This is a genomic window from Streptomyces sp. NPDC006435, assembly GCF_040612315.1.
In the GTDB taxonomy this organism is placed as follows: domain Bacteria; phylum Actinomycetota; class Actinomycetes; order Streptomycetales; family Streptomycetaceae; genus Streptomyces.
This window is the reverse complement of sequence record NZ_JBEXPY010000079.1, coordinates 1-21,454: the sequence shown is the minus strand read 5'-3', so window position 1 is coordinate 21,454 and position 21,454 is coordinate 1. Positions and strand designations below refer to the sequence as shown.

The 21,454-nt window shown below is 72.4% G+C and carries 17 protein-coding genes; 7 read left to right on the top strand and 10 right to left on the bottom strand.

Features of this window, described 5'->3' with window-relative positions; genetic code table 11:
* Window positions 1-123: 123 nt before the first annotated feature.
* From ABZZ04_RS37855 to ABZZ04_RS37830, 6 genes are all read right to left on the bottom strand, one after another.
* Window positions 124-1,878, bottom strand: coding sequence for an NAD+ synthase (locus ABZZ04_RS37855; protein WP_356936787.1), 1,755 nt, complete (start codon window positions 1,876-1,878; stop codon window positions 124-126).
* Between the two features lie 90 nt (window positions 1,879-1,968).
* Complete coding sequence (locus ABZZ04_RS37850; RefSeq protein ID WP_356936786.1) at window positions 1,969-3,690, bottom strand: multicopper oxidase family protein; 1,722 nt, start codon at window positions 3,688-3,690, stop codon at window positions 1,969-1,971.
* Between the two features lie 66 nt (window positions 3,691-3,756).
* Window positions 3,757-3,927, bottom strand: coding sequence for a hypothetical protein (locus tag ABZZ04_RS37845; RefSeq protein WP_187438496.1), 171 nt, complete (start codon window positions 3,925-3,927; stop codon window positions 3,757-3,759).
* A gap of 242 nt (window positions 3,928-4,169) precedes the next feature.
* A complete protein-coding gene (locus tag ABZZ04_RS37840) occupies window positions 4,170-4,595 on the bottom strand; it encodes a CBS domain-containing protein (RefSeq protein ID WP_356936785.1) in 426 nt (141 codons plus the stop codon).
* A 262-nt stretch (window positions 4,596-4,857) separates the two neighbouring features.
* Window positions 4,858-5,583, bottom strand: a complete 726-nt coding sequence (locus tag ABZZ04_RS37835; protein ID WP_356936784.1) for a DUF305 domain-containing protein — start codon at window positions 5,581-5,583, stop codon at window positions 4,858-4,860.
* Window positions 5,580-6,278: a DUF3105 domain-containing protein gene (locus ABZZ04_RS37830; protein WP_356936783.1), complete on the bottom strand. Its 699-nt coding sequence runs from the start codon at window positions 6,276-6,278 to the stop codon at window positions 5,580-5,582. The genes ABZZ04_RS37835 and ABZZ04_RS37830 overlap by 4 nt, the downstream gene beginning before the upstream one ends.
* A 242-nt stretch (window positions 6,279-6,520) precedes the next feature.
* Here ABZZ04_RS37830 and glnA point away from each other — a divergent pair, with 242 nt between their 5' ends.
* The 4 genes from glnA (at window position 6,521) to ABZZ04_RS37810 (ending at window position 11,933) form a co-directional block, all read left to right on the top strand.
* Window positions 6,521-7,882, top strand: coding sequence for a type I glutamate--ammonia ligase (glnA, locus tag ABZZ04_RS37825; RefSeq protein WP_148834680.1), 1,362 nt, complete (start codon window positions 6,521-6,523; stop codon window positions 7,880-7,882).
* Window positions 7,883-8,227: 345 nt separating this feature from the next.
* The gene (locus tag ABZZ04_RS37820) at window positions 8,228-9,574 is read left to right on the top strand and encodes a discoidin domain-containing protein (RefSeq protein ID WP_356936782.1); all 1,347 of its coding nucleotides are present in this window, start codon (window positions 8,228-8,230) and stop codon (window positions 9,572-9,574) included.
* Window positions 9,574-10,881: an MFS transporter gene (locus tag ABZZ04_RS37815; RefSeq protein WP_356936781.1), complete on the top strand. Its 1,308-nt coding sequence runs from the start codon at window positions 9,574-9,576 to the stop codon at window positions 10,879-10,881. The genes ABZZ04_RS37820 and ABZZ04_RS37815 overlap by 1 nt, the downstream gene beginning before the upstream one ends.
* Window positions 10,878-11,933: a hypothetical protein gene (locus ABZZ04_RS37810; RefSeq protein WP_356936780.1), complete on the top strand. Its 1,056-nt coding sequence runs from the start codon at window positions 10,878-10,880 to the stop codon at window positions 11,931-11,933. Before ABZZ04_RS37815 ends, ABZZ04_RS37810 begins: the two co-directional genes overlap by 4 nt.
* Window positions 11,934-12,030: 97 nt before the next feature.
* Here the strand turns inward: ABZZ04_RS37810 and ABZZ04_RS37805 are convergent, their stop codons facing one another.
* A complete protein-coding gene (locus tag ABZZ04_RS37805) occupies window positions 12,031-12,621 on the bottom strand; it encodes a TetR family transcriptional regulator (RefSeq protein ID WP_356936779.1) in 591 nt (196 codons plus the stop codon).
* A 148-nt stretch (window positions 12,622-12,769) separates the two neighbouring features.
* On the opposite strand from ABZZ04_RS37805, the gene ABZZ04_RS37800 reads away from it, so the two are divergent.
* The gene (locus tag ABZZ04_RS37800) at window positions 12,770-14,269 is read left to right on the top strand and encodes an MDR family MFS transporter (RefSeq protein ID WP_356936788.1); all 1,500 of its coding nucleotides are present in this window, start codon (window positions 12,770-12,772) and stop codon (window positions 14,267-14,269) included.
* Window positions 14,270-14,514: 245 nt separating this feature from the next.
* Window positions 14,515-15,324 carry a putative protein N(5)-glutamine methyltransferase gene (locus tag ABZZ04_RS37795; protein WP_356936778.1) on the top strand — a complete coding sequence of 270 codons (810 nt, stop codon included), beginning with the start codon at window positions 14,515-14,517 and terminating at the stop codon, window positions 15,322-15,324.
* 105 nt (window positions 15,325-15,429) lie between these two features.
* Here the strand turns inward: ABZZ04_RS37795 and ABZZ04_RS37790 are convergent, their stop codons facing one another.
* Window positions 15,430-15,942 carry a pyridoxamine 5'-phosphate oxidase family protein gene (locus tag ABZZ04_RS37790; protein WP_356936777.1) on the bottom strand — a complete coding sequence of 171 codons (513 nt, stop codon included), beginning with the start codon at window positions 15,940-15,942 and terminating at the stop codon, window positions 15,430-15,432.
* A gap of 165 nt (window positions 15,943-16,107) precedes the next feature.
* On the opposite strand from ABZZ04_RS37790, the gene ABZZ04_RS37785 reads away from it, so the two are divergent.
* Window positions 16,108-19,098, top strand: coding sequence for a bifunctional [glutamine synthetase] adenylyltransferase/[glutamine synthetase]-adenylyl-L-tyrosine phosphorylase (locus ABZZ04_RS37785; protein WP_356936776.1), 2,991 nt, complete (start codon window positions 16,108-16,110; stop codon window positions 19,096-19,098).
* A gap of 43 nt (window positions 19,099-19,141) precedes the next feature.
* Here ABZZ04_RS37785 and ABZZ04_RS37780 read toward each other — a convergent pair whose 3' ends face one another.
* Together ABZZ04_RS37780 and ABZZ04_RS37775 are read right to left on the bottom strand one after the other, a co-directional pair.
* On the bottom strand, window positions 19,142-20,107 hold the full coding sequence (locus ABZZ04_RS37780) for a phosphatase PAP2 family protein (RefSeq protein WP_356936775.1): 966 nt from the start codon (window positions 20,105-20,107) through the stop codon (window positions 19,142-19,144).
* Window positions 20,108-20,256: 149 nt separating this feature from the next.
* Window positions 20,257-21,324, bottom strand: coding sequence for a LacI family DNA-binding transcriptional regulator (locus ABZZ04_RS37775; RefSeq protein ID WP_356936774.1), 1,068 nt, complete (start codon window positions 21,322-21,324; stop codon window positions 20,257-20,259).
* Window positions 21,325-21,454 lie beyond the last annotated feature (130 nt).

Genomic DNA, 21,454 nt, shown 5'->3' with positions numbered 1-21,454 from the left:
GCGGGCAGCGGGGCGCTCTTCCGTTCTGTCCCCGGGCGGCGGGTCGCCGCGCCCGGTGTGACCCTCCGGGCCGGGCCGGGGGGCCTGGGCCCCCCCGCCCCCGGCCGTTCGTGTCCCCGTCGGTCAGCGAGTCTCGCGCCACCGGTTGGTGATCGGCAGGCGGCGGTCCTTGCCGAAGCCCTTCGGGGAGATCTTCGTGCCCGGCGGGTACTGGCGTCGCTTGTACTCCGCGGTGTCCACCATCCGCAGGGTCTTCGTCACCAGCTCCTCGTCGAACCCGGCCGCGACGATCTCGTCCAGGCCCCGGTCCCGGTCGACGTACAGCTCCAGGATCCGGTCCAGCACGTCGTAGTCGGGCAGCGAGTCCGTGTCCACCTGGTCCGGGCGCAGTTCGGCGCTGGGCGGCTTGGTGATGGACGCCTCCGGGATCGGCGGGATCTGCCCGCGCTCCTCCGCGGCCCGGTTGCGCCACTTCGCGAGGCGGAAGACCGACGTCTTGTAGACGTCCTTGATCGGGCCGTACGCCCCGACCGAGTCGCCGTACAGCGTCGAGTAGCCGACCGCCAGCTCGGACTTGTTGCCCGGCGCCAGGACGATCTGGCCCTCCTGGTTGGAGACGGCCATCAGCATCGTGCCGCGCAGCCGGGACTGGAGGTTCTCCTCGGCCAGGCCGGTGAGCCCCAGCGCACCCATGTACGCGTCGAACATCGGCTCGATCGGCACGGTGCGGAAGTTCAGCCCGGTGCGGCGGGCCAGCTCGGCCGCGTCGCCCTTGGAGTGGTCCGAGGAGTACTTCGACGGCATCGAGATGCCGTACACGTTCTGCGCGCCCAGCGCGTCGCAGGCGATCGCGGCGACCAGCGCCGAGTCGATGCCGCCGGAGAGCCCGATCAGCACACTGCTGAAACCGTTCTTCGCGGCGTACGCGCGCAGGCCCACGACCAGCGCCGAGTACAGCTCCTCGTCGTCGTCCAGCCGCTCGGCGTACCCTCCGGACAGCTCCGCGGGGTACGCCGGGAGGGGCTCCTCGGAGAGCACCACGCGGTCGATCCGCAGCCCGTCGTTCACGACGCCGGACGGCGGCTCGGCGGAGGCGGCCGGCAGATCCAGGTCGAGGACGACGCTGCCCTCGGCGAACTGCGGGGCGCGGGCGATCACCTCGCCGTCCCGGTCGACGACGATCGAGTCGCCGTCGAAGACCAGCTCGTCCTGACCGCCGATCATCGCCAGGTACGCGGTGGTGCAGCCGGCCTCCTGGGCCCGCTTGCGGACCAGTTCCAGCCGGGTGTCGTCCTTGTCCCGCTCGTACGGCGAGGCGTTGATCGACAGCAGCAGCCCGGCGCCGGCGGCGCGCGCGGCCGGCACCCGGCCGCCGTCCTGCCAGAGGTCCTCGCAGATCGCGAGCGCCACGTCGACGCCGTGGACCCGGACGACCGGCATCGAGTCGCCCGGCACGAAGTACCGGAACTCGTCGAAGACGCCGTAGTTGGGGAGGTGGTGCTTGGCGAAGGTCAGTGCGACCTGCCCGCGGTGCAGCACCGCGGCGGCGTTCTGGGGGGAACCGGCGGGCTGGCCGTACCGGGGCCGGTCCGTCTCGGAACGGTCCAGGTAACCGACGACGACCGGCAGCTCCCCGAACCCCTCCTCGTCGAGCCGGACGGCGAGCGCCCGCAGCGCCCGGCGCGAGGCCTCCACGAAGGACGGGCGCAGGGCCAGGTCCTCGACGGGGTACCCGGTCAGCATCATCTCGGGGAACGCCACCAGATGGGCGCCCTGCTCGGCGGAGTGCCGGGTCCAGCGGACGACCGCCTCGGCGTTCGTGGCGAGGTCGCCGACGGTCGAGTCGATCTGATTCAGTGCGAGGCGTAGTTGAGGCACGCGCACCAGTGTAATCGTCTGATTGACGCAATGTCCCGGTGGGCCGTGGAATCGGGTCCGCGGCCCACCGGGAACGGGGCGGCGGGCCGGTCAGCGGCGGTAGCCGAGGACCGTCATCATGCCCACGTCCGAGTGGTAGATGTTGTGGCAGTGGAGCATCCACAGCCCCGGGTTGTCCGCGTCGAACTCCACGGCCAGCGAGTTGTTCGGCCGGATGATCGCGGTGTCCTTGCGCGCCCAGGTGGTCCGGCCGCGCCGGGTGGCCCGGTGCGCGGGGCCCGCCGGTCCCACGAGGCCGAAGGAGTGCCCGTGCAGGTGGATGGGGTGCCACATCTCCGTGACGTTGAAGAACTCCAGCCTGACCCGCTCGCCCTCCCGCACCGAGCGGCGCCGCCCAGGGTCGTACGGCTCGTGGTCGAAGGCCCAGTCGTACTTCTCCATGCCGCCGGTCAGCCGGTACCGGATGATCCGGTCGGGCTCGCGCCGGGACAGGGTCACGGACTCGTCCGGGTCCAGTTCGTACGCCTGCACCAGCCTCCCGTACAGCTCGTCGGGCCGGACGGACGCGGTGGGTGCCGTGCCCTTCCCGGTGCGGAGCAGGGCCAGCGCCGACGCGCCCTTGCCCTCGGCGAGCGCGGTCAGCGGGAACACCCCGTCCCCGGCGGTGACCAGCACGTCGTAGCGCTCGCCCATGCCCAGCAGCAGGGCGTCCGTCGTGGTGTGCCGGACCGGGTAGCCGTCGGTGTGGGTGATCGTCATCCGGTGGCCGCCGAGCGCGACGCGGAACGCGGTGTCGCCGCCCGCGTTGATGATGCGCAGCCGGATCCGGTCGCCGGGCTTGGCGGTGAAGGTGGTGGGGGACTTCGGGATGCGGCCGTTGATCAGGTAGTGCGGATAGGCGACGTCGCCCCCGTGGCTGTTCAGCAGTTCGCTGTAGGTGCCCCGCTTCAGCCGGGAGGGGCCGGAACGGCGCCGGGCGGACTCGGGGCCCTTGCCGGACCCGGAGGGCCCGGCAGACCTGGAAGGGGTGGCGGACCCGGAGGAGGAGGCGGGCGCTCCGTGGCTGCCGCCGCCGTGGTCCATGCCGCCCCTGCCGCCGCTCAGCTCGTCGAGCACCGAGTCCGGGGTCGAACCGTCCACCCCGTCGACCCAGTCGTCGAGGACGACGACCCACTCCTTGTCGTACTTGAGGGGCTCCTTCGGGTCCTCGACGATCAGCGGCGCGTACAGCCCGCGGTCCTGCTGGACGCCCGTGTGCGGGTGGAACCAGTACGAGCCCGCGTGCGGCACGGTGAACCGGTAGGAGAACTCCGCGCCGGCCTTGATGGGCGGCTGGGTCAGGTCGGGCACGCCGTCCATGTCGTTGCGCACGTTGAGGCCGTGCCAGTGCAGCGAGGTGTCGTGCGGGAGGTGGTTGGCGAGGGTGAGGGCCAGGGTGTCGCCCTTCGTGACCCGGAGCTCCTTGCCGGGCAGCCGGGCCTCGTACGCCCAGGAGCCGACGACGAGGCCGCCCAGGTCGAGCCGGGACGGGGTGGCGACGAGATCGACCTTCCGCACGGGGCCGGAGCCCCGCCGGGCCTCGGCCCGCGCGACCTCCTCCCCGTCGGGGGAGACGTACTCGCCCTTGGTCTTCCTGCCGGGGGAGGCCCCGTGGTTCACGCTGCCGTGGCTCGTGCCACCGGCGTTCGCGCCGGCGGTCTTCTTGCCGCCGACGGCGGTGTCGCCATCGCCGGAACAGGAGGTCAGCACTGCTGTGCCGACGGTGGCGACAGCGGCGCCGAGCACGGCGCGTCGGGTGGGGGGAGTGCGCATGACGAGAGTGCACCTCGGGGTGTTGTCGGTATTCCGGTCTGCTGGGGGAGGGGGGAGGCGCCCCCTCTATATGCGCAGCACCGACAACGGGGCGGGACGGACCGGGGCCGGGCGCGGCACCGGACCGGCCACCGGAGTGAACCGCGCCGGGACGCACCCGAGGAGGTGGGCGATCCCGATGAGCAGCGAGACGAACAGGGACAACTGTCCGTACGTCGCACATCCACTCAGGGTCATGTCGAGCACCCTACCCCCGCCGGGTATCACTCGCGCGCCGAGGAACACGGGGGCGTGCGGAAACGTATCGCCCCAATGGTTCCGGGCCTGATGGGGCAGGGGGCGGCAGTGGGGCGGGCGGGGCGCCGAAACGGCCCGTCACCTCCTCGGGCGAGGGGGCGACGGACCGTCCGTCGGGCCGTCGTCGGGCGGTCGTGGGGCGGTCGTGGGGCCGTCGTGGGGCCGGAGTCCGCGGGCGTCGGTCAGCCGCGCGCGTAGACCTTCTCCGCCCAGCCGGCGATCTGCTCCTCGGTGAGGTGCTGCGCCAGGTCCGCCTCGCTGATCATGCCGATCAGCATCTTGTTCTCGACGACCGGGAGCCGTCGGATCTGGTGGGTCTGCATCTCCTCCAGGATCTCTTCCACCTCGGCCTCCGCGTCGATCCAGCGGGGGGTGCCATGGGCGAGGTCGCCCGCGGTCATCTTCGACGGATCGTGGCCCATCGCCACACAGCCGACCACGATGTCGCGATCCGTGAGGATGCCGATCATCCGGTCCTGCTCGCCGTTGGCCGAGATGGGCAGCGCACCGACCTTGTGGTCACGCATCAGCTGCGCGGCCCGGTCGAGCGTCTCGTGCGCGGGGATCCACGTGGCCCCGGTGTGCATGATGTCCTTGGCGGTGGTCATGAGGGCTTCCTCCTGCGTGCCGTGGGCATGCTGTACGACCCCGAGTGATTCCATCGTCGTACGCCCGTTCGGAGCACGCGACCGCTCGCGCCTGTTCGAGTGCGCGAAGGGTACGGGGGCGGCGCCGGTGCCGGCACGCGACCGCCGTCGACCCGGGCATGTGGCCGTCACCGGCCCCGGGCACGCGACCGCCGCCGGACCCGGGTGGGGACCGGCGGCGGGGGAGCCCATCAGGGCCGGGGGCGCGGTGGCGGGGATTCCATCAGGGCCGGGGCGCGGCCCCTCGTGCCTTCAGCATGTCGGCCATCGCGTCCAGCTCGGACTGCTGGGCGGCGACCATTCCGCGGGCGAGCCGCTTCTCCGCCCCCACCGTGCACAGCCGGGCGCAGCCGCGGGCCATGTCGACGCCGCCCTTGTGGTGGTCGGTCATCAGCCGGAGGTACAGGACCTCGGCCGCCCTGCCGCTCGCCGTGCGGAGCCGGGCCAGTTCGGCCCTGGTGGCCATGCCGGGCATGAGCGGTCCGTCGTGGGCCCGGTGACCTGCCCCCGTGCCCCCGGTCCCGTCCGCGCCGTTCATCGCGTGGCCCTCGTGCCCGCCCGCCATCCAGCCCATCGGCTCCTGCCCGGCCGTCGTCTTCGGCAGCTCCCACAGGTCCAGCCAGCCGAGCAGCATGCCGCGCTGGTTGGCCTGCGTGTTGGCGATGTCGTACGCGAGCCGACGAACCTCCTCGTCGCCCGTGCGGTCGCGCACGACGAAGGACATCTCCACGGCCTGCTGGTGGTGGACCGCCATGTCGCGGGCGAAACCGGCGTCCGCCGAGTCCGTCGCGGGCGTGCCCGGAGCACCGCCGGCGGTGTGGTGCGCCGGGTGCTGCGCCCCGTCGTCCCGCGCGGCGGCGACCGTCGCCGCCCCCGCGCACAGCAGGGCGAGCGCCGCGACGGAGCCCACCGCCCACCGGACGCGTCGGACGCGCCGTGGGGCGGTCACGGCGTCCCCAGCCCGCCCGAGCACGTCGCACCGGGCTCGGGCGTCTGCGGCCCCTGCACGAACTTCTCGAAGAACCGGCCGACCCGCGGGTCGTCGGCGCCGTCCACCGTCACCTGGTTGCCCCAGGCGCTCAGCATGATCGTCCCGCTCTGGCCCTCGTAAGGGCTCATCAGCGAGTACGGCGTCCTGCCGACCCGCTCGGCGAGCTTCGCCACGTCGGCGGCCGGCGCCTTGCCGGTGTACGTCACCCAGACGGAGCCGTGCTCCAGCGAGTGCACGGCGTTCACATCGGGGATCGCCTTCTCGTACACCTCGCCGTCGCAGTTCATCCAAACGGGGTTGTGGTCACCCCCGACCGGGGGCTTCATCGGGTACGTGACGGGGGTGCCGACGTGGTTGCGGGTCAGCTTCTCCGCGTCCCACGTCCGCAGCCCCTCGATCGGGCCGCCGTCCGCCTTCCCCTGCTGCTCCTCCGCGGGCGCCTTGCCGTCCTCGGCCCCGGATCCGGACCCGGCGTCCTGCGCCCGCTCCTGCTCCGACGCCTCGGACGTGTTCAGCACCAGGTACGAGCCGAAACCGACCAGGCCCGCGACGACGAGCACGCTCAGCCCTATGGCCAGGGCGCGGTCGCGGCGCTGCCGCGCGCGGTGGGCGTCGTGCGGCTGCTGCGGGTGGGGCCCGGGAACGAAGCTCATGGCGTCAGGTCCTTCTGGGAAGGGAGCGGGGGCGGCCGTCGATCATGGAAACGGGCGCGTGCGGGGCCGTTGCGAAGCCGCTTCGCCCCGTGCGTGCCACGGCCGCCGATCGTAGTGGGTGGCCGGGTGCTCCATCTCACGTCGTGTGCGTAATCTGGGTGAAATCCCGGGTCGTGATACTGGAGTTCCTCCCCTACCCCGGGCGGTGGTGCACGGACCGTCTGAACTGCAAGGATGTGGCTATGGACAAGCAGCAGGAATTCGTCCTCAGGACGCTTGAGGAGCGCGACATCCGCTTCGTACGGCTGTGGTTCACCGATGTCCTCGGCTACCTCAAGTCCGTCGCCGTCGCCCCCGCCGAGCTGGAGCAGGCGTTCGACGAGGGAATCGGTTTCGACGGCTCGGCCATCGAGGGCTTCGCCCGGGTGTACGAGTCCGACATGATCGCCAAGCCGGACCCGGGAACGTTCCAGATCCTGCCCTGGCGCGCGGAGGCCCCCGGCACGGCCCGGATGTTCTGCGACATCCTCATGCCGGACGGCTCGCCGTCCTTCGCCGACCCGCGCTACGTCCTCAAGCGCATCCTCGCCAAGACCTCCGACCTGGGCTTCACCTTCTACACCCACCCGGAGATCGAGTTCTTCCTGCTCAAGGACAAGCCGGTCGACGGCAGCCGCCCCACCCCCGCCGACAGCTCCGGCTACTTCGACCACACCCCGCAGAACGTCGGCATGGACTTCCGCCGCCAGGCGATCACCATGCTCGAATCCATGGGAATCTCGGTCGAGTTCAGCCACCACGAGGGCGCCCCCGGCCAGCAGGAGATCGACCTGCGCTACGCGGACGCGCTCTCCACCGCCGACAACATCATGACCTTCCGCCTGGTGATGAAGCAGGTCGCGCTGGAGCAGGGCGTGCAGGCGACGTTCATGCCGAAGCCGTTCTCCGAGTACCCCGGTTCGGGCATGCACACCCACCTCTCCCTCTTCGAGGGCGACCGCAACGCCTTCTACGAGTCGGGCGCCGAGTACCAACTGTCCAAGGTCGGCCGCTCCTTCATCGCCGGACTGCTCACCCACGCCGCGGAGATCTCCGCCGTCACCAACCAGTGGGTCAACTCCTACAAGCGCATCTGGGGCGGCTCCTCCCGCGCCGCGGGCGCCGGCGGCGAGGCTCCCTCGTACATCTGCTGGGGCCACAACAACCGCTCCGCCCTCATCCGCGTCCCGATGTACAAGCCCGGCAAGACCGGCTCCTCCCGCGTCGAGGTCCGCTCCATCGACTCCGGCGCCAACCCCTACCTGACGTACGCGGTGCTCCTGGCCGCGGGCCTCAAGGGCATCGAGGAGAGCTACGAACTCCCGGCCGGCGCCGACGACGACGTCTGGGCACTGTCCGACGCGGAACGCCGCGCGATGGGCATCGAGCCGCTGCCGCAGAACCTGGGCGAGGCGATCTCGCTGATGGAGAAGAGCGAACTGGTCGCCGAGACGCTGGGCGAACACGTCTTCGACTTCTTCCTGCGCAACAAGAAGCAGGAGTGGGAGGAGTACCGCAGCGAGGTCACCGCCTTCGAGCTGAAGAACCTGCTGCCGGTGCTGTGACCGGGGCCGGTTCGATCCGGCGGAGGTGAACGGCTTCGGGCCGGCGGTGTGGAGAACCGTCGGCCCGAAGCCGTTTTTCATGCCCTCGCACCGCCGGGCGCAAACGGGTGTGCGAGGGCTGAATCCGATGCGGGGCAAAGGGAGTTGAGGGACTGGTAGGAAAGTTTCCTGTTCGCTAGCATTCCCGGCGGTGGCCTGGCGCGGTGCCCCGCACCGTGGGCATGACGCGCTCAGTGAGAGCTCTGGCCCGGCCACCGCGGTCCCGCCCTGCCCGTACGCGGGCCGGGACGGGGTCATGCACTGATGCCCAGCTCTCGCCACCCCCACAAGGCCAGGAGTCCAGGGATGCACCCGAACGGCTCAGTTCCCCTCACCCCGCCCGCGAGGCGCCGTACGGTCGGCATGGTCGTCGCCGCCGTGCTGCTGCTCGCCGGCAGCCTGACATTCGCCCACCCCGACCGGGCCGGCGCCGCCGAGGACCCGCTCATCTCGCGCGGCAAGACCGCCACCTCGTCCTCCGAGGAGGACTCCCAGTACGGTCCGCAGAACGCCTTCGACGGCGACCCCACCACCCGCTGGGCCAGCGCCGAGGGCGAGGACCCGCAGTGGCTGGGCGTCGACCTCGGCGCCACCGCCGACATCACGCGGGTGCGGCTGAACTGGGAGGACGCCTACGCCGAGGCGTACCGGATCGAGATCTCCGCCGACGGCACCACCTGGACCCGGCTCGCCGACGAGACGGCCGGCGACGGCGGCACCGACGAGTGGTCCTCCCTCACCGGCAAGGGCCGCTACCTGCGCGTGTACGGCACCGCGCGCGGCACCTCCTACGGCTACTCGCTGTACGAGGTCGAGGTGTACGGCACCCTCGGCGAGACACCCCAGCCCACCGGTGCTTTCACCGTGGTCGCCGCCGGTGACATCGCCGCCCAGTGCACCGCGTCCGACAGTGACTGCGCCCACCCCAAGACCGCCGCGCTCGCCCAGAAGCTCGATCCCAAGTTCTATCTGACGATGGGCGACAACCAGTACGACGACGCCCGGATCTCCGACTACCGCGCCTACTACGACAAGACCTGGGGCGTCTTCAAGAACAAGACGCACCCGGTGCCCGGCAACCACGAGACGTACGACCCGGCCGGTTCGCTGGCCGGCTACAAGGCGTACTACGGATCGATCGCCTACCCCCAGGGCAAGAGCTACTACAGCTTCGACGAGGGCAACTGGCACTTCATCGCCCTCGACTCCAACTCCTTCGACCAGAGCGCCCAGATCGACTGGCTCAAGGCCGACCTCGCCAAGAACAGCAAGGCGTGCATCGCCGCGGTCTGGCACCACCCGCTGTACTCCTCGGGCGGACACGGCAACGACCCGGTCAGCCGGCCGGTCTGGAAGCTCCTGTACGGCGCCAAGGCCGACCTCGTGCTCAACGGGCACGACCACCACTACGAGCGCTTCGCCCCGCAGAACCCCGACGGCAAGGCCGTCGCGGACGGCATCACCGAGATCGTCGGCGGGATGGGCGGCGCGGAGCCGTACCCCATCGAGGAGGTCCAGCCCAACAGCCAGAAGCGGATCAGCGGTGGATACGGCGTCCTGAAGCTGGACTTCACCGACACCGACTACACCTGGAGCTACGTCGGCACCGACGGCAAGGTCAAGGACGCCGGACCGAAGTACTCCTGCCACTGATGTACCTGGCGACCACAGGGCGCCGGGACGCGCCGGCCCCGCCCCGCACCGGCGGAGCGGGCCGACGCGTCCCCGGCACCGTCCTCGCACTCGGCACGGTCAGCCTCGTCACCGACATCTCCTCCGAGATGGTCACCGCGGTGCTGCCGCTCTACCTGGTCCTCGGGCTGGGTCTCTCCCCCCTCCAATTCGGCTTCCTGGACGGCCTGTTCAACGGTGCGGCGGCCATCGTGCGGCTGCTCGGCGGGCACGCCGCCGACCGCGGCCGCGGACACAAACGGGTCGCCGGCATCGGCTACGCGCTCTCCGCCCTCTCCCGGCTCGGCCTGCTCCTCGCGGGCGGCGCCACCGCGGGCATCGCGGCGGCCCTGGCCACCGACCGGATCGGCAAGGGCATCCGCACCGCACCCCGGGACGCGCTGATCACCCTGAGCAGCCCGCCCGAGACGCTCGGCCGGTCCTTCGGCGTGCACCGGGCGATGGACACCACCGGCGCGCTGCTCGGCCCGCTCGCCGCGTTCGCCCTGCTCTGGGTGACCGCCGACGCCTACGACGCGGTGTTCGTCGTCAGCTTCTGCATCGGTCTGCTCGGGGTGCTGCTCCTGGTCCTGTACGTGCCGGGCCACCCCCCGGCGCCACCGGTGCGGCCGGCCCGGCGCACCCGCAAGGTGTTCGAGGCGCTCCGCGACCCCGCCTTCCGGCGCATCCTCGCGGCCGCCGCCCTGCTCGGCGCCGCGACCATCGGGGACTCCTTCGTCTACCTCCTGCTCCAGCGCCGCCTCGACCTCCCCGTCGGCTGGTTCCCGCTGCTGCCGCTCGGCGCCGCGGCCTGCTACCTGCTGCTCGCGATCCCGGCGGGCCGGATCGCGGACCGGGTCGGACGGCGGCTGCCGTTCCTGTACGGGCACCTCGCGCTGCTCGGCGTGTACGCCACCCTCCTCGCCCCCTTCGGCGGACCGGCCCTGCTGCTCCTGGCCCCCGTCCTGATCCTGCTGGGCGTCTTCTACGCCACCACCGACGGGGTGCTGATGGCCCTCGCCGGACCCGTCCTGCCCGCCGACGGCAGGGCGGGCGGACTCGCACTGCTCCAGACCGGCCAGGCCCTGGCGCGGATGCTCGCCGCGGCGGGCTTCGGCGCCGCGTGGACGCTGTGGGGGGAGGGGCCCGCGCTGTGGACGGCGACGACGGTCCTGCTCGCCGCGCTCGCGGCCGGCTGGGCTCTGCTGCCGCGCACCCCGCGCACCCCGTACGACCTCCCGGCCCCCGCGGAGCCGGGGGACCGGAACCCCGAGAGGCGGACCGCATGAGAATCAGGTTCCCCCGCCCCGCGGCCCCGCTGGGGCCCCGGGCCCGCATCGCCGTCGTGGTGGCCGCGGTGCTGCTCCTCACGGGCGGCTCCGTCGGGTACGTCATGCACGCGGAACACCGGACGGAGGACCGACGGGCCGAGGCCGACGCCTCGTTCGTGCTCGACGGGCCCGCGCTGTACTTCCGCGACACCGGCACCGGCCGGGTCGCGCGCCGGCCGATGACCCCCGCCACCACGGCCCGCACCCCGGCCACCGCGGCCCGCACCTTCGGCGGGCCGGCCTGCGACCGGTTCTACGCCTCCGGCGACGGCGCGCTCTGCCTGCGGGCCGAACCGGGGGTGCTGCCGAAGACCCGGGCGATCGTCCTCGACCGGCGGCTGCGCGAGAAGCGCCGGATCACCGTGCCGGGCATCCCCACCCGGGCCCGGGTGTCCGCCTCCGGGCGGATGCTGTCCTGGACGGTGTTCGCGACCGGCGACTCGTACGCCACCACGTCCTTCTCGACCCGCACCGCCATCCTCGACCTGCGCACCGGCTACCTCATCAAGTCCATCGAGACCATCCCGCTCACCATCGACGGCACCCGCTACCACGCCCCCGACGTCAATTACTGGGGGGTGACCTTCGCCCGCGACGACAACCGCTTCTACGCGACCGTCTCCACCAAGGGCCGCACGTACCTCGTCGAGGGGAACATGCGGGACTGGTCGGCGAAGGCGCTGCGGCAGAACGTCGAGTGCCCCTCCCTGTCGCCCGACAACACCCGGCTCGCCTTCAAGAAGAAGGTCTCCGACGACGCGGCCGCGCCCTGGCGGCTGTACGTGCTCGACCTGCGGACCATGCGCGAGACACCGCTCGCGGAGGAGCGCAGCGTCGACGACCAGGCGGCCTGGCTGGACGACGACACGCTCGCCTACGGGCTGCCGGGCGAATCCGGCCGGAAGAGCGACGTCTGGACCGTACCGGCGGACGGGACGGGCAAGCCCCGCATGGCGGTGGAGGACGGCTCGTCGCCGGTGGCGGTGGCGGCGGCCACGACGACGGGCTGAGCCGGACGCACGGGCACACGGGCGCACGGGCACACGGGCGTGCGGACACACGGACGACGGGGCGGCACCGGACGGTGCCGCCCCGCCGTCGTACCGCTCAGTCGAACCGGCAGGACATCTGGTCGAGGATCTCCCCGATCAGCTCGGCGGGCTCCCGGGCCAGGTCCTCCTCGATCCACATCCGCATGGCGATCCGCAGCGAGGACAGGAACGCCGCGGCCAGCACCAACGGCTCGACCGGCCGCTCCGACGGGCCCGACCGCCCCGCCACCGCCGCGGCCAGGTCCCGTTCCAGGGCGGCGTGGTTGGCGAGCTGCCGGGCCAGCAGCGAGGGGTGCCGCATCGCCAGCCTGGTCCGTACCGCCCACGCGCGCTCCGGCGGCGAGACCCGCTCGGCGAACTGGGTCATGGCCGCCCGCAGCGCCGTCCAGGCGCTCTCCTCGGCGGGCCGGTCCCGCACGGCCCGGACGAGGTCCCTGGTCTGCCGCTCCTCCCCGTACAGGAGGGCGTCCTCCTTGCCCGCGAAGTAGTTGGAGAACGTCCTGCGGGAGATCCCGGCCGCATCCGCGACGGCCTCGACCGTGACGTGGTCGAAGCCGTGCTCGACGGTCAGCCGCAGCGTCGCCTCGTGCACGGCCTGCCTGGTGGCTTCCTTCTTGCGTTCCCGCAGTCCCGCAGCGCTCTCCATGGGCTCATTATCTCCCCGCCGGGCATAATTGCTCAGTGCGCAAAATTTCCCAATGAGCATGTATGGTGAATCCTTTCCCACCCCCGTCCGAACCATCCGGAGGTTGCGCGTGAGCGCACGAACGGCCGCGCCGACCGACGTCGCGCCGATGGACCACCGCCATGTGCTGAGGGCCCTGAGCGGCCTGCTGATCGTGCTGTTCGTGGCGATGATCAGCAGCACCGTGGTCTCGGTGGCACTGCCGAAGATCATCGGCTCGCTGAACGGCACGCAGTCGCAGTACACCTGGGTCGTCACCGCGACCCTGCTGGCCTCCACGGCCTCCACGCCCGTCTGGGGCAAGCTCGCCGACCTGTTCAGCAAGAAGCTGCTGCTCCAGATATCCATCGGCATCTTCGTCGTCTCGTCGATCGCCTGCGGATTCGCGCAGTCCACCGAGCAATTGATCGCCTTCCGGGCCGTGCAGGGCCTCGGCATGGGCGCGCTCCAGGTGCTCGTCCAGGTCATCATCGCCGCGATGATCAGCCCCAAGGAGCGCGGCCGGTACAACGGCTACCTAGGCGGGGTCATGGCCGTCGCCACCGTCGGCGGGCCGCTGCTGGGCGGCTTCATCACCGACACCTCGTGGCTCGGCTGGCGCTGGTGCTTCTTCATCGCCGTGCCGTTCACGCTGATCGCCCTCGTGATGCTCACCCGCACCCTGCACCTGGACGAGGTCCGGCGGCCGGAGGCGAAGGTCGACTACCTGGGAGCCTCGCTGATCGCCGCCGGCGTCAGCCTGCTGCTGCTCTGGGTCACCTTCGTCGGCAACGACTTCGACTGGATCTCCTGGCAGACCCTCGCCATGGTCGGCGCCGGCGCACTGATCCTGGCCGCGGCCGTCGTGGTCGAGAACCGGGTCGCGGAGCCGGTCGTCCCGCTGCACGTCGTACGCCGCCGCGACCCCGCCCTCGCCATCGTCGCCAGTCTCGCGGTCGGCATGGCCATGTTCGGCGGCGCGGTCTTCCTCGGTCAGTACTTCCAGATCGGCCGCGGCTACTCGCCGACCGAGGCCGGACTCCTCACCATCCCGCTGATGTTCGGCGTGCTGGTCTCCTCCACCGTCGCCGGCCGCCTGGTCTCCAGGACCGGCAAGGTCAAGCCGTACATCATCGTCGGCGTCGTCGTCCTGACCCTCGGCTTCCTGGGGCTGTCCACCATCGACCACGAGACCTCGCTGGTCCTCGTCTCGGCCGGCATGCTCGCCGTCGGCGTCGGGGTCGGCATGTCGATGCAGAACCTGGTGCTGGTCCTCCAGAACACCGTCCCGCTCGGCGAACTCGGCGCGGCCAGCGGCGCGATCACCTTCTTCCGCTCGCTCGGCGGCACCATCGGCGTCTCGGTGCTGGGCGCGGTGCTCGCCAACCAGGTCGCCACGAAGATCGCCGACGGCCTGGCGAAGCTCGGCATCGACCCGGCGGCCTCGTCCTCGGGCGGCTCCACCCTCGACGTCGCCGCGATGCCGCCGCAGATCCAGGAGGTGGTGCGCGCCGCGTACGGCGACGCCACCGGCAGCATCTTCCTGATCTCGGCGGCCATCGCGGTGGTCGGTGTGGTCGCCGCCCTGTTCCTGACGCCGACGAAGCTGCGCGACAGCGTCGACCTGTAACCGGCGAGACGATCCACCGGTGCCCCGCCCGGCGCTCGAAGCGACCGCGCGGGGCACCGCCGTGCACGGCGGGGAACGGGCCGGGGCATGGGGTAGGGTGACGCGTCCCCACAACGGGGGCCGCGACCGAGGAGGTGGGACCCATTACCGCTGGATCAGATCGGGTGCTCACCCCACAGGGTCGCGTCGACCCCAGGTAGTCGACCGCGGAGCGCCCATCGGCTTCCCCGAAAGGCTCCGCTCCCATGTCGACACCCGCTCCACCGCTCTCCCTCCCCGCCGTCGTCACCGCACTCCGCGCCGCAGGCTGCGTATTCGCCGAGGACGAGGCGGAGTTGATCGTCTCCACGGCCCGCGACCCCGCGGACCTCGCGGCCATGGTCGAACGGCGGGCCGCCGGACTTCCCCTGGAACACGTCCTCGGCTGGGCCGAGTTCAGCGGTCTGCGGATCGCCGTGGACCCCGGCGTCTTCGTACCCCGCCGCCGCACCGAGTTCCTGGTGGAACGGGCCGCCGCGCTCGCCGGCCCCGGGGCGGTCGTCGTCGACCTCTGCTGCGGCTCGGGAGCGCTCGGCGCCGCCCTCGCCGCGAAGCTGGGCCGGGTCGAACTGCACGCCTGCGACGTCGAACCCGCCGCCGTGCGCTGCGCCCGCCGCAACATCGGCGCCGCGGGCCGCGTCCACGAGGGCGACCTCTTCGCCCCGCTGCCCGCCCCGCTGCGCGGCCGGGTGGAGATCCTGCTGGCCAACGTGCCGTACGTACCGACCCAGGACGTCGAACTGCTGCCGCCCGAGGCACGCATCCACGAACCGCGGGTGGCGCTCGACGGCGGTGCGGACGGCCTCGACGTCCTGCGCCGGGTCGCCGCCGAGGCCCCGCACTGGCTGGCCCCGGGCGGGCACCTGCTGGTCGAGACGAGCGAACGGCAGGCGGCGCGGGCCGAGGAGACCGTGGCCCGCAGCGGCCTGATCCCGCGCGTGATCACCTCGAAGGAGCGGTACGCGACCGTCGTCGTCGCGACCCGCCCGGCCCTCCCGCCCCCCACCGGGCACTGACGGACCCGATCCGGTCACCGGGTCCGGCGCGGGGCCGCCGCCCCCCGCCGGACCCCCGGCCCGGACCCGCGGCTCCCGTCCGTGCGTGTCCGGGCCCGGCCCGGGTCAGCTGAACCGCCACCGGGTCTGGCTGTAGTGGTCGCCCCTGCCGAAACCGAAGGCCTTGTGGGGCCGCACCTCGAACACCAGCGCGGAGTGTCCCGCGTTCACGAACGTGCCGTCCCCGACGTCGAAGTGCCACCGAGGGCCGTACTTCGCCTCCCACTGCCCGGCCAGCCCGCTCAGCCGGTCCGTCTCCCGCACCCGCTCCGCCCGCCCCTCGACCACCACGTCGACCCCCTCCGACAGGGTGTTGACGCCCGTCGTCACCACCACGGCGGGGTTGGCGCCCAGGTTCAGGGCCTTGCGCTCCGCCGCGCCCGTGGCGAAGTACAGCGCGTTGTCCGACCACACCCCGATCAGCGGAGTGACGTGCGGACGGCCGTCGGGACGGACCGTGGACAGCCAGTACAGCTCCGCCCCGGTCAGCAACTCCTTCGCCACGGACCACGGGCAGGCCGTCGCGTTCTCGTCGCTGAAGTCGGCATCCAGCTCGGCGAAGGGTTCGAATCCGGACATGCGGTCCTCCCGGTCTGGTCCACACAGTGATCGTGCCCGTGAAGCGCGCCCCGCGCACCCGCTCCGGATCGGCGGGACCGGCCGTCGTGCGGCGGGCGACGGTTCGGGGACACGGGCTAGGCTCGGAGCGCTGAATGGTGTGGACGGCGAGCAGGAGAGCACGCGATGACGACGGTGCCGGGGCGCAGGAGCAGCACGTTCACCCGACTGCTGCGACACGGTTTCACCGACCCCTCCGCCGCCGAGCGGCTCCTCGACCTGCCGGACCTGTCCTCGGTGCGCTCCGACCCGGTCCTGCTCGAAGCCCTCGGCGCGACCGCCGACCCCGACCTGGCCCTGCGGGGCCTGGTCCGGCTGGTGGAGGCCGAGGAGCCGGACGAACGGCAGATCCTGCTGGACACGCTCGTCACCGCCAAACCGCTGCGGGACCGGCTGCTCGGGGTGCTCGGCGCGTCCGAGGCGCTCGGCGACCACCTCGCCCGCCACCCCCGCGACTGGCAGGCGCTCGTCACCTACGAGGCCACCGACCTGCACCCCGGCGTGGCCGAGTTCGAGCTGGGGCTCGCCGGGGCCGACGACCCGGACTCGTTGCGCGTCGCCTACCGGCGGTGTCTGCTGGCCATAGCGGCCCGCGACGTGTGCGGTACCACGGACGTCGCCGAGGCCGCCGCCGAACTCGCCGACCTGGCCACCGCGACCCTGCGGGCGGCCCTCGCCATCGCCCGGACGGCGGCGCCCGCCGACGCCGCGCAGTGCCGGCTCGCCGTCATCGCGATGGGCAAGTGCGGCGGGCACGAACTGAACTACGTCTCCGACGTCGACGTCATCTTCGTCGCGGAGCCGGTGGACGGCCACGAGGAGAGCGAGGCCGTGCGGGCCGCCACCCGGCTGGCCGCGCACATGATGCGGATCTGCTCCGACACGACCGTCGAGGGCACCATCTGGCCGGTCGACGCCAACCTCCGCCCCGAGGGCCGCAACGGCCCCCTCGTCCGTACGCTCTCCTCGCACCTCGCGTACTACCAGCGCTGGGCCAAGACCTGGGAGTTCCAGGCACTGCTCAAGGCCCGCCCGGTGGCCGGCGACCCCGAGCTCGGCGCGGAGTACGTCGAGGCCGTCTCCCCGCTGGTGTGGCAGGCCGCGGACCGCGAGAACTTCGTCCCCGACGTGCAGAAGATGCGCCGCCGCGTCGTCGACAACATCCCCGCCGACCGCGTGGACCGCGAGCTCAAGCTCGGCCCCGGCGGGCTGCGGGACGTCGAATTCGCCGTACAGCTCCTCCAGTTGGTGCACGGCCGCAGCGACACCACCCTGCGCAGCGGCACCACGTTGGAGGCCCTGCGCGCGCTCGCCGCGGGCGGCTACGTGGGCCGGGTGGACGCCGCGCAGCTCGACGACGCCTACCGCTTCCTGCGCGCCATGGAGCACCGCATCCAGCTCTACCGGCTGCGCCGCACCCACCTGGTTCCCGAGGACGCCCCGGACCTGCGCCGGCTCGGCCGCTCCCTGGGGATGCGCACCGATCCGATCACCGAGCTCAACCAGGCGTGGAAGCGGCACGCCTCCGTGGTGCGGCGGCTGCACGAGAAGCTGTTCTACCGGCCGCTGCTCGACGCCGTCGCCCAGCTCGCCCCCGGCGAGTCCCGGCTCAGCGCGAAGGCGGCCGGGCACCGGCTCGAAGCCCTCGGCTACGCCGACCCGGCCGCCGCGCTGCGGCACCTGGAGGCGCTGTCGTCCGGGGTGTCCCGCAAGGCCGCCATCCAGCGCACCCTGCTTCCGGTGCTGCTCGGCTGGTTCGCGGACTCCGCCGACCCGGACGCCGGGCTGCTCGGCTTCCGCAAGGTGTCCGACGCGCTGGGCAAGACCCCCTGGTACCTGCGGCTGCTGCGGGACGAGGGCGCGGCGGCGGAGAACCTCGCCCGAGTGCTGTCGGCCGGCCGGCTCGCCCCCGACCTGCTGCTGCGGGCCCCGGAGGCGGTGGCGCTGCTCGGCGACCCGCAGGGGCTGAGGCCGCGCACCCGGGAGCACCTGGAGCAGGAGGTGCTGGCCGCGGTGGGGCGCGCCGACGACGCCGAGACCGCGGTCGCGGTGGTGCGCGGGGTGCGGCGGCGCGAGCTGTTCCGGACCACGGCCGGGGACCTGATCGGTTCGTACGGCACCGAGGACAACCCCGCCGAGGAGGACCCGGGCGCCCTCGTCGACCGGGTCGGCGGCGCGGTCACCGACCTGAACGCCGTCACGATCGCGGGCGCCCTGCGCGCCGCCGTGCGCGAGCAGTGGGGGGACACCCTGCCCACCCGGTTCGCGGTCATCGGCATGGGCCGCTTCGGCGGCCACGAACTCGGCTACGGCTCCGACGCCGACGTGCTGTTCGTCCACTCCCCGCGCGAGGGCGTCGACGAGCAGGAGGCGGCCCGCGCCGCGAACGCGGTGGTGTCCGAGATGCGCCGGCTGCTCCAGCTGCCCACCGCCGACCCGCCATTGATCATCGACGCGGACCTGCGGCCGGAGGGCAAGAACGGACCGATGGTCCGCACGCTGGGTTCCTACGAGGCGTACTACCGGCGCTGGTCGCTGGTCTGGGAGAGCCAGGCCCTGCTGCGCGCCGAACCGGTCGCGGGCGACGCGGAGCTCGGGCGCGAGTTCGTCGACCTGATCGATCCGCTGCGCTACCCGATGGAGGGCCTGGGGGAGGACGCGGTCCGCGAGATCCGCCGGCTGAAGGCCCGCATGGAGTCCGAACGGCTGCCGCGCGGCGCCGATCCGACGCTCCACACCAAGCTGGGGCGCGGCGGCCTGAGCGACGTCGAGTGGACGGTCCAGCTGATGCAGATGCAGCACGGCTGGGCGGAGCCGGGGCTGCGGACCACCCGCACCCGCGAGGCCCTGGCCGCGGCCTGTGCGGCGGAGCTGATCTCCGGCGAGGACGCGCAGACGCTGGACGAGGCGTGGGTGCTGGCGACCAGGGTCCGCAACGCGGTGATGCTGGTACGGGGACGGCCGGGCGACACGTTCCCCACGGTGCCCCGCGAACTCACCGCGGTCGGGCGGTACCTGGGGTACGAGCCGGGGCACGTCGGGGACATGCTGGACGACTACCGGCGGATCACCCGGCGGGCACGGGCGGTGGTGGAGGAGCGGTTCTACGGGGCGTGACCGGACCCTTGCGGGGCGTGTCCGGGCGCCTCGCGGGCCCGGCTCACGGGCCCGCGTCGCGCGCCGCCGCGTCCACCGTCGGGCGCCGCGTCCCGGTCGGCGCGCCGACGGCCAGACAGGCCGCCCGCACCTCCGGGCCCGGTGGCTGCACCCGTTTCGGGAGGTGGTGCGGCAGCGAGTCGTACCAGGCGTACGAGATCAGGAAGCCGACGGCCAGGCACGCCGTGCCGCCCAGCGCGTCCAGCCAGAAGTGGTTGGCGGTCGCCACGATCACGACCAGGGTGGCCGCCGGGTAGAGCAGGCCCAGGAGGCGGCCCCAGGGCGCGGAGGCCAGCGCGAAGATCGTCAGACCGCACCAGAGCGACCAGCCGATGTGCATCGACGGCATCGCCGCGTACTGGTTCGACATGTTCTTGAAGTTGCCCGAGGCCATCGAGCCCCAGGTGTGGTGGACGAGGACGGTGTCGACGAACCCGCCGCCGTTCATCAGGCGCGGTGGGGCCAGCGGGTACAGGTAGTAGCCGAGCAGGGCCACCCCCGTGGTCATGAACAGGGCCAGCCGGGCCGCCGCGTACCGGCCGGGGTGGCTGCGGAACAGCCACACCAGCACACAGACGGTGACGACGAAGTGCAGTGTCGCGTAGTAGTAGTTCATCGAGACGATCAGCCATGTCACGGAGTTCACCGCGTGGTTGACCGTCTGCTCCACCGCGATCCCCAGGTACTGCTCGGCCGCCCAGATCCGGTCGGCGTTGCGCAGGGCCTCGGCCTTCTGCTCCGGGACGGCGTTGCGCACCAGCGAGTACACCCAGTAACTGGCCGCGATCAGCAGGATTTCGAACCAGATGCGTGGCCGGCGGGGGGAACGCAGGGACCGCAGTCGCACCGGGCCGCCGTTGCGCCGTCCGGTGACACGTCTCGCGTTCGCCGCGGGGGCCGCCTCGTCCGCGATGGGTGACGGGGTGGCCTCTGTCCGGCCTTCCTGTGACGTCACTCTCGATTCACCCATAGGCACAGAGTCTGCCAGAAAACGCCTCCTCGCCCGATGATCCTCCCGTCGGGTCCGGGCCGCACGTCACATCCGCCGGACCGGGACGGAGGGCGTGGCTCCGCTTTCCGGCGGCGGGATCGTTCCCCGGCGGGCGGCAAAGCTGCGGCTCAGGAGCGGGCGTGCGACCCTGGAACGGGCCCGGCGGGCGAGCCCGGGGCGGCCCCGGGACCGGCCGCCGTCGAACCCCGGACGACGAGTTCGGGCATGAAGACGAACTCGCTGTGCGGGGCGGGGGTGCCGCCGATCTCCTCCAGGAGGGTGCGCACGGCGGCCTGGCCCATCGCCGTCACCGGCTGCCGGATCGTGGTCAGCGGCGGATCGGTGAACGCTATGAGCGGCGAGTCGTCGTAACCGACCACCGACAGATCGCGCGGTACCTCCAGCGACAGCCGGCGGGCGGCCCGGATCGCGCCGAGCGCCATCATGTCGCTCGCGCACACCACCGCCGTGCAGCCCCGCTCCATCAGCGCCGACGCCGCGGCCTGGCCACCCTCCAGGGTGAACAGCGAGTGCTGGATCAGCTCCTCCGCCTCGTCCGGCCCGATGCCCAACTGTTCGTGCACGGTGGAGCGGAAGCCCTCGATCTTGCGCAGCACGGGCACGAAGCGCTTGGGCCCGACCGCCAGGCCGATCCGCTGATGGCCCAGCGACACCAGGTGCGTCACCGCGAGCCGCATCGCGGCCCGGTCGTCCGGGGAGATGAACGGGGCCTGCACCTTCGGCGAGAAGCCGTTGACCAGGACGAACGGGACGCCCTTGGCGCGCAGTTGCTCGTAGCGCTGCATGTCGGCCGAGGTGTCGGCGTGCAGCCCGGAGACGAAGATGATGCCCGCCACGCCGCGGTCGACCAGCATCTCGGTCAGCTCGTCCTCGGTGGAGCCGCCGGGGGTCTGGGTCGCCAGCACCGGGGTGTAGCCCTGCCGGGTCAGCGCCTGGCCGATGACCTGGGCCAGCGCCGGGAAGATCGGGTTCTCCAGCTCGGGCGTGATCAGGCCGACGAGCCCCGCGCTGCGCCTGCGCAGGCGTACGGGCCGCTCGTAACCGAGGACGTCGAGCGCGGCGAGGACGGATTCACGGGTGGCCGCTGCAACACCGGGCTTGCCGTTCAGTACACGGCTGACCGTCGCTTCGCTGACCCCCGCCTGAGTTGCGATATCGGCAAGCCGTGCGGTCATGGAAGTGGACTGTACCGGGCGTATGTCGGATTGCCCACCATGGCCATGAATCGGGCGGCCCCGCCCGTCCGGCGCCCCGGGGTCCGTGCGCCCGGCCGGCCGGGGGGTCGCGTCCGGGCCGCGGGCCGGA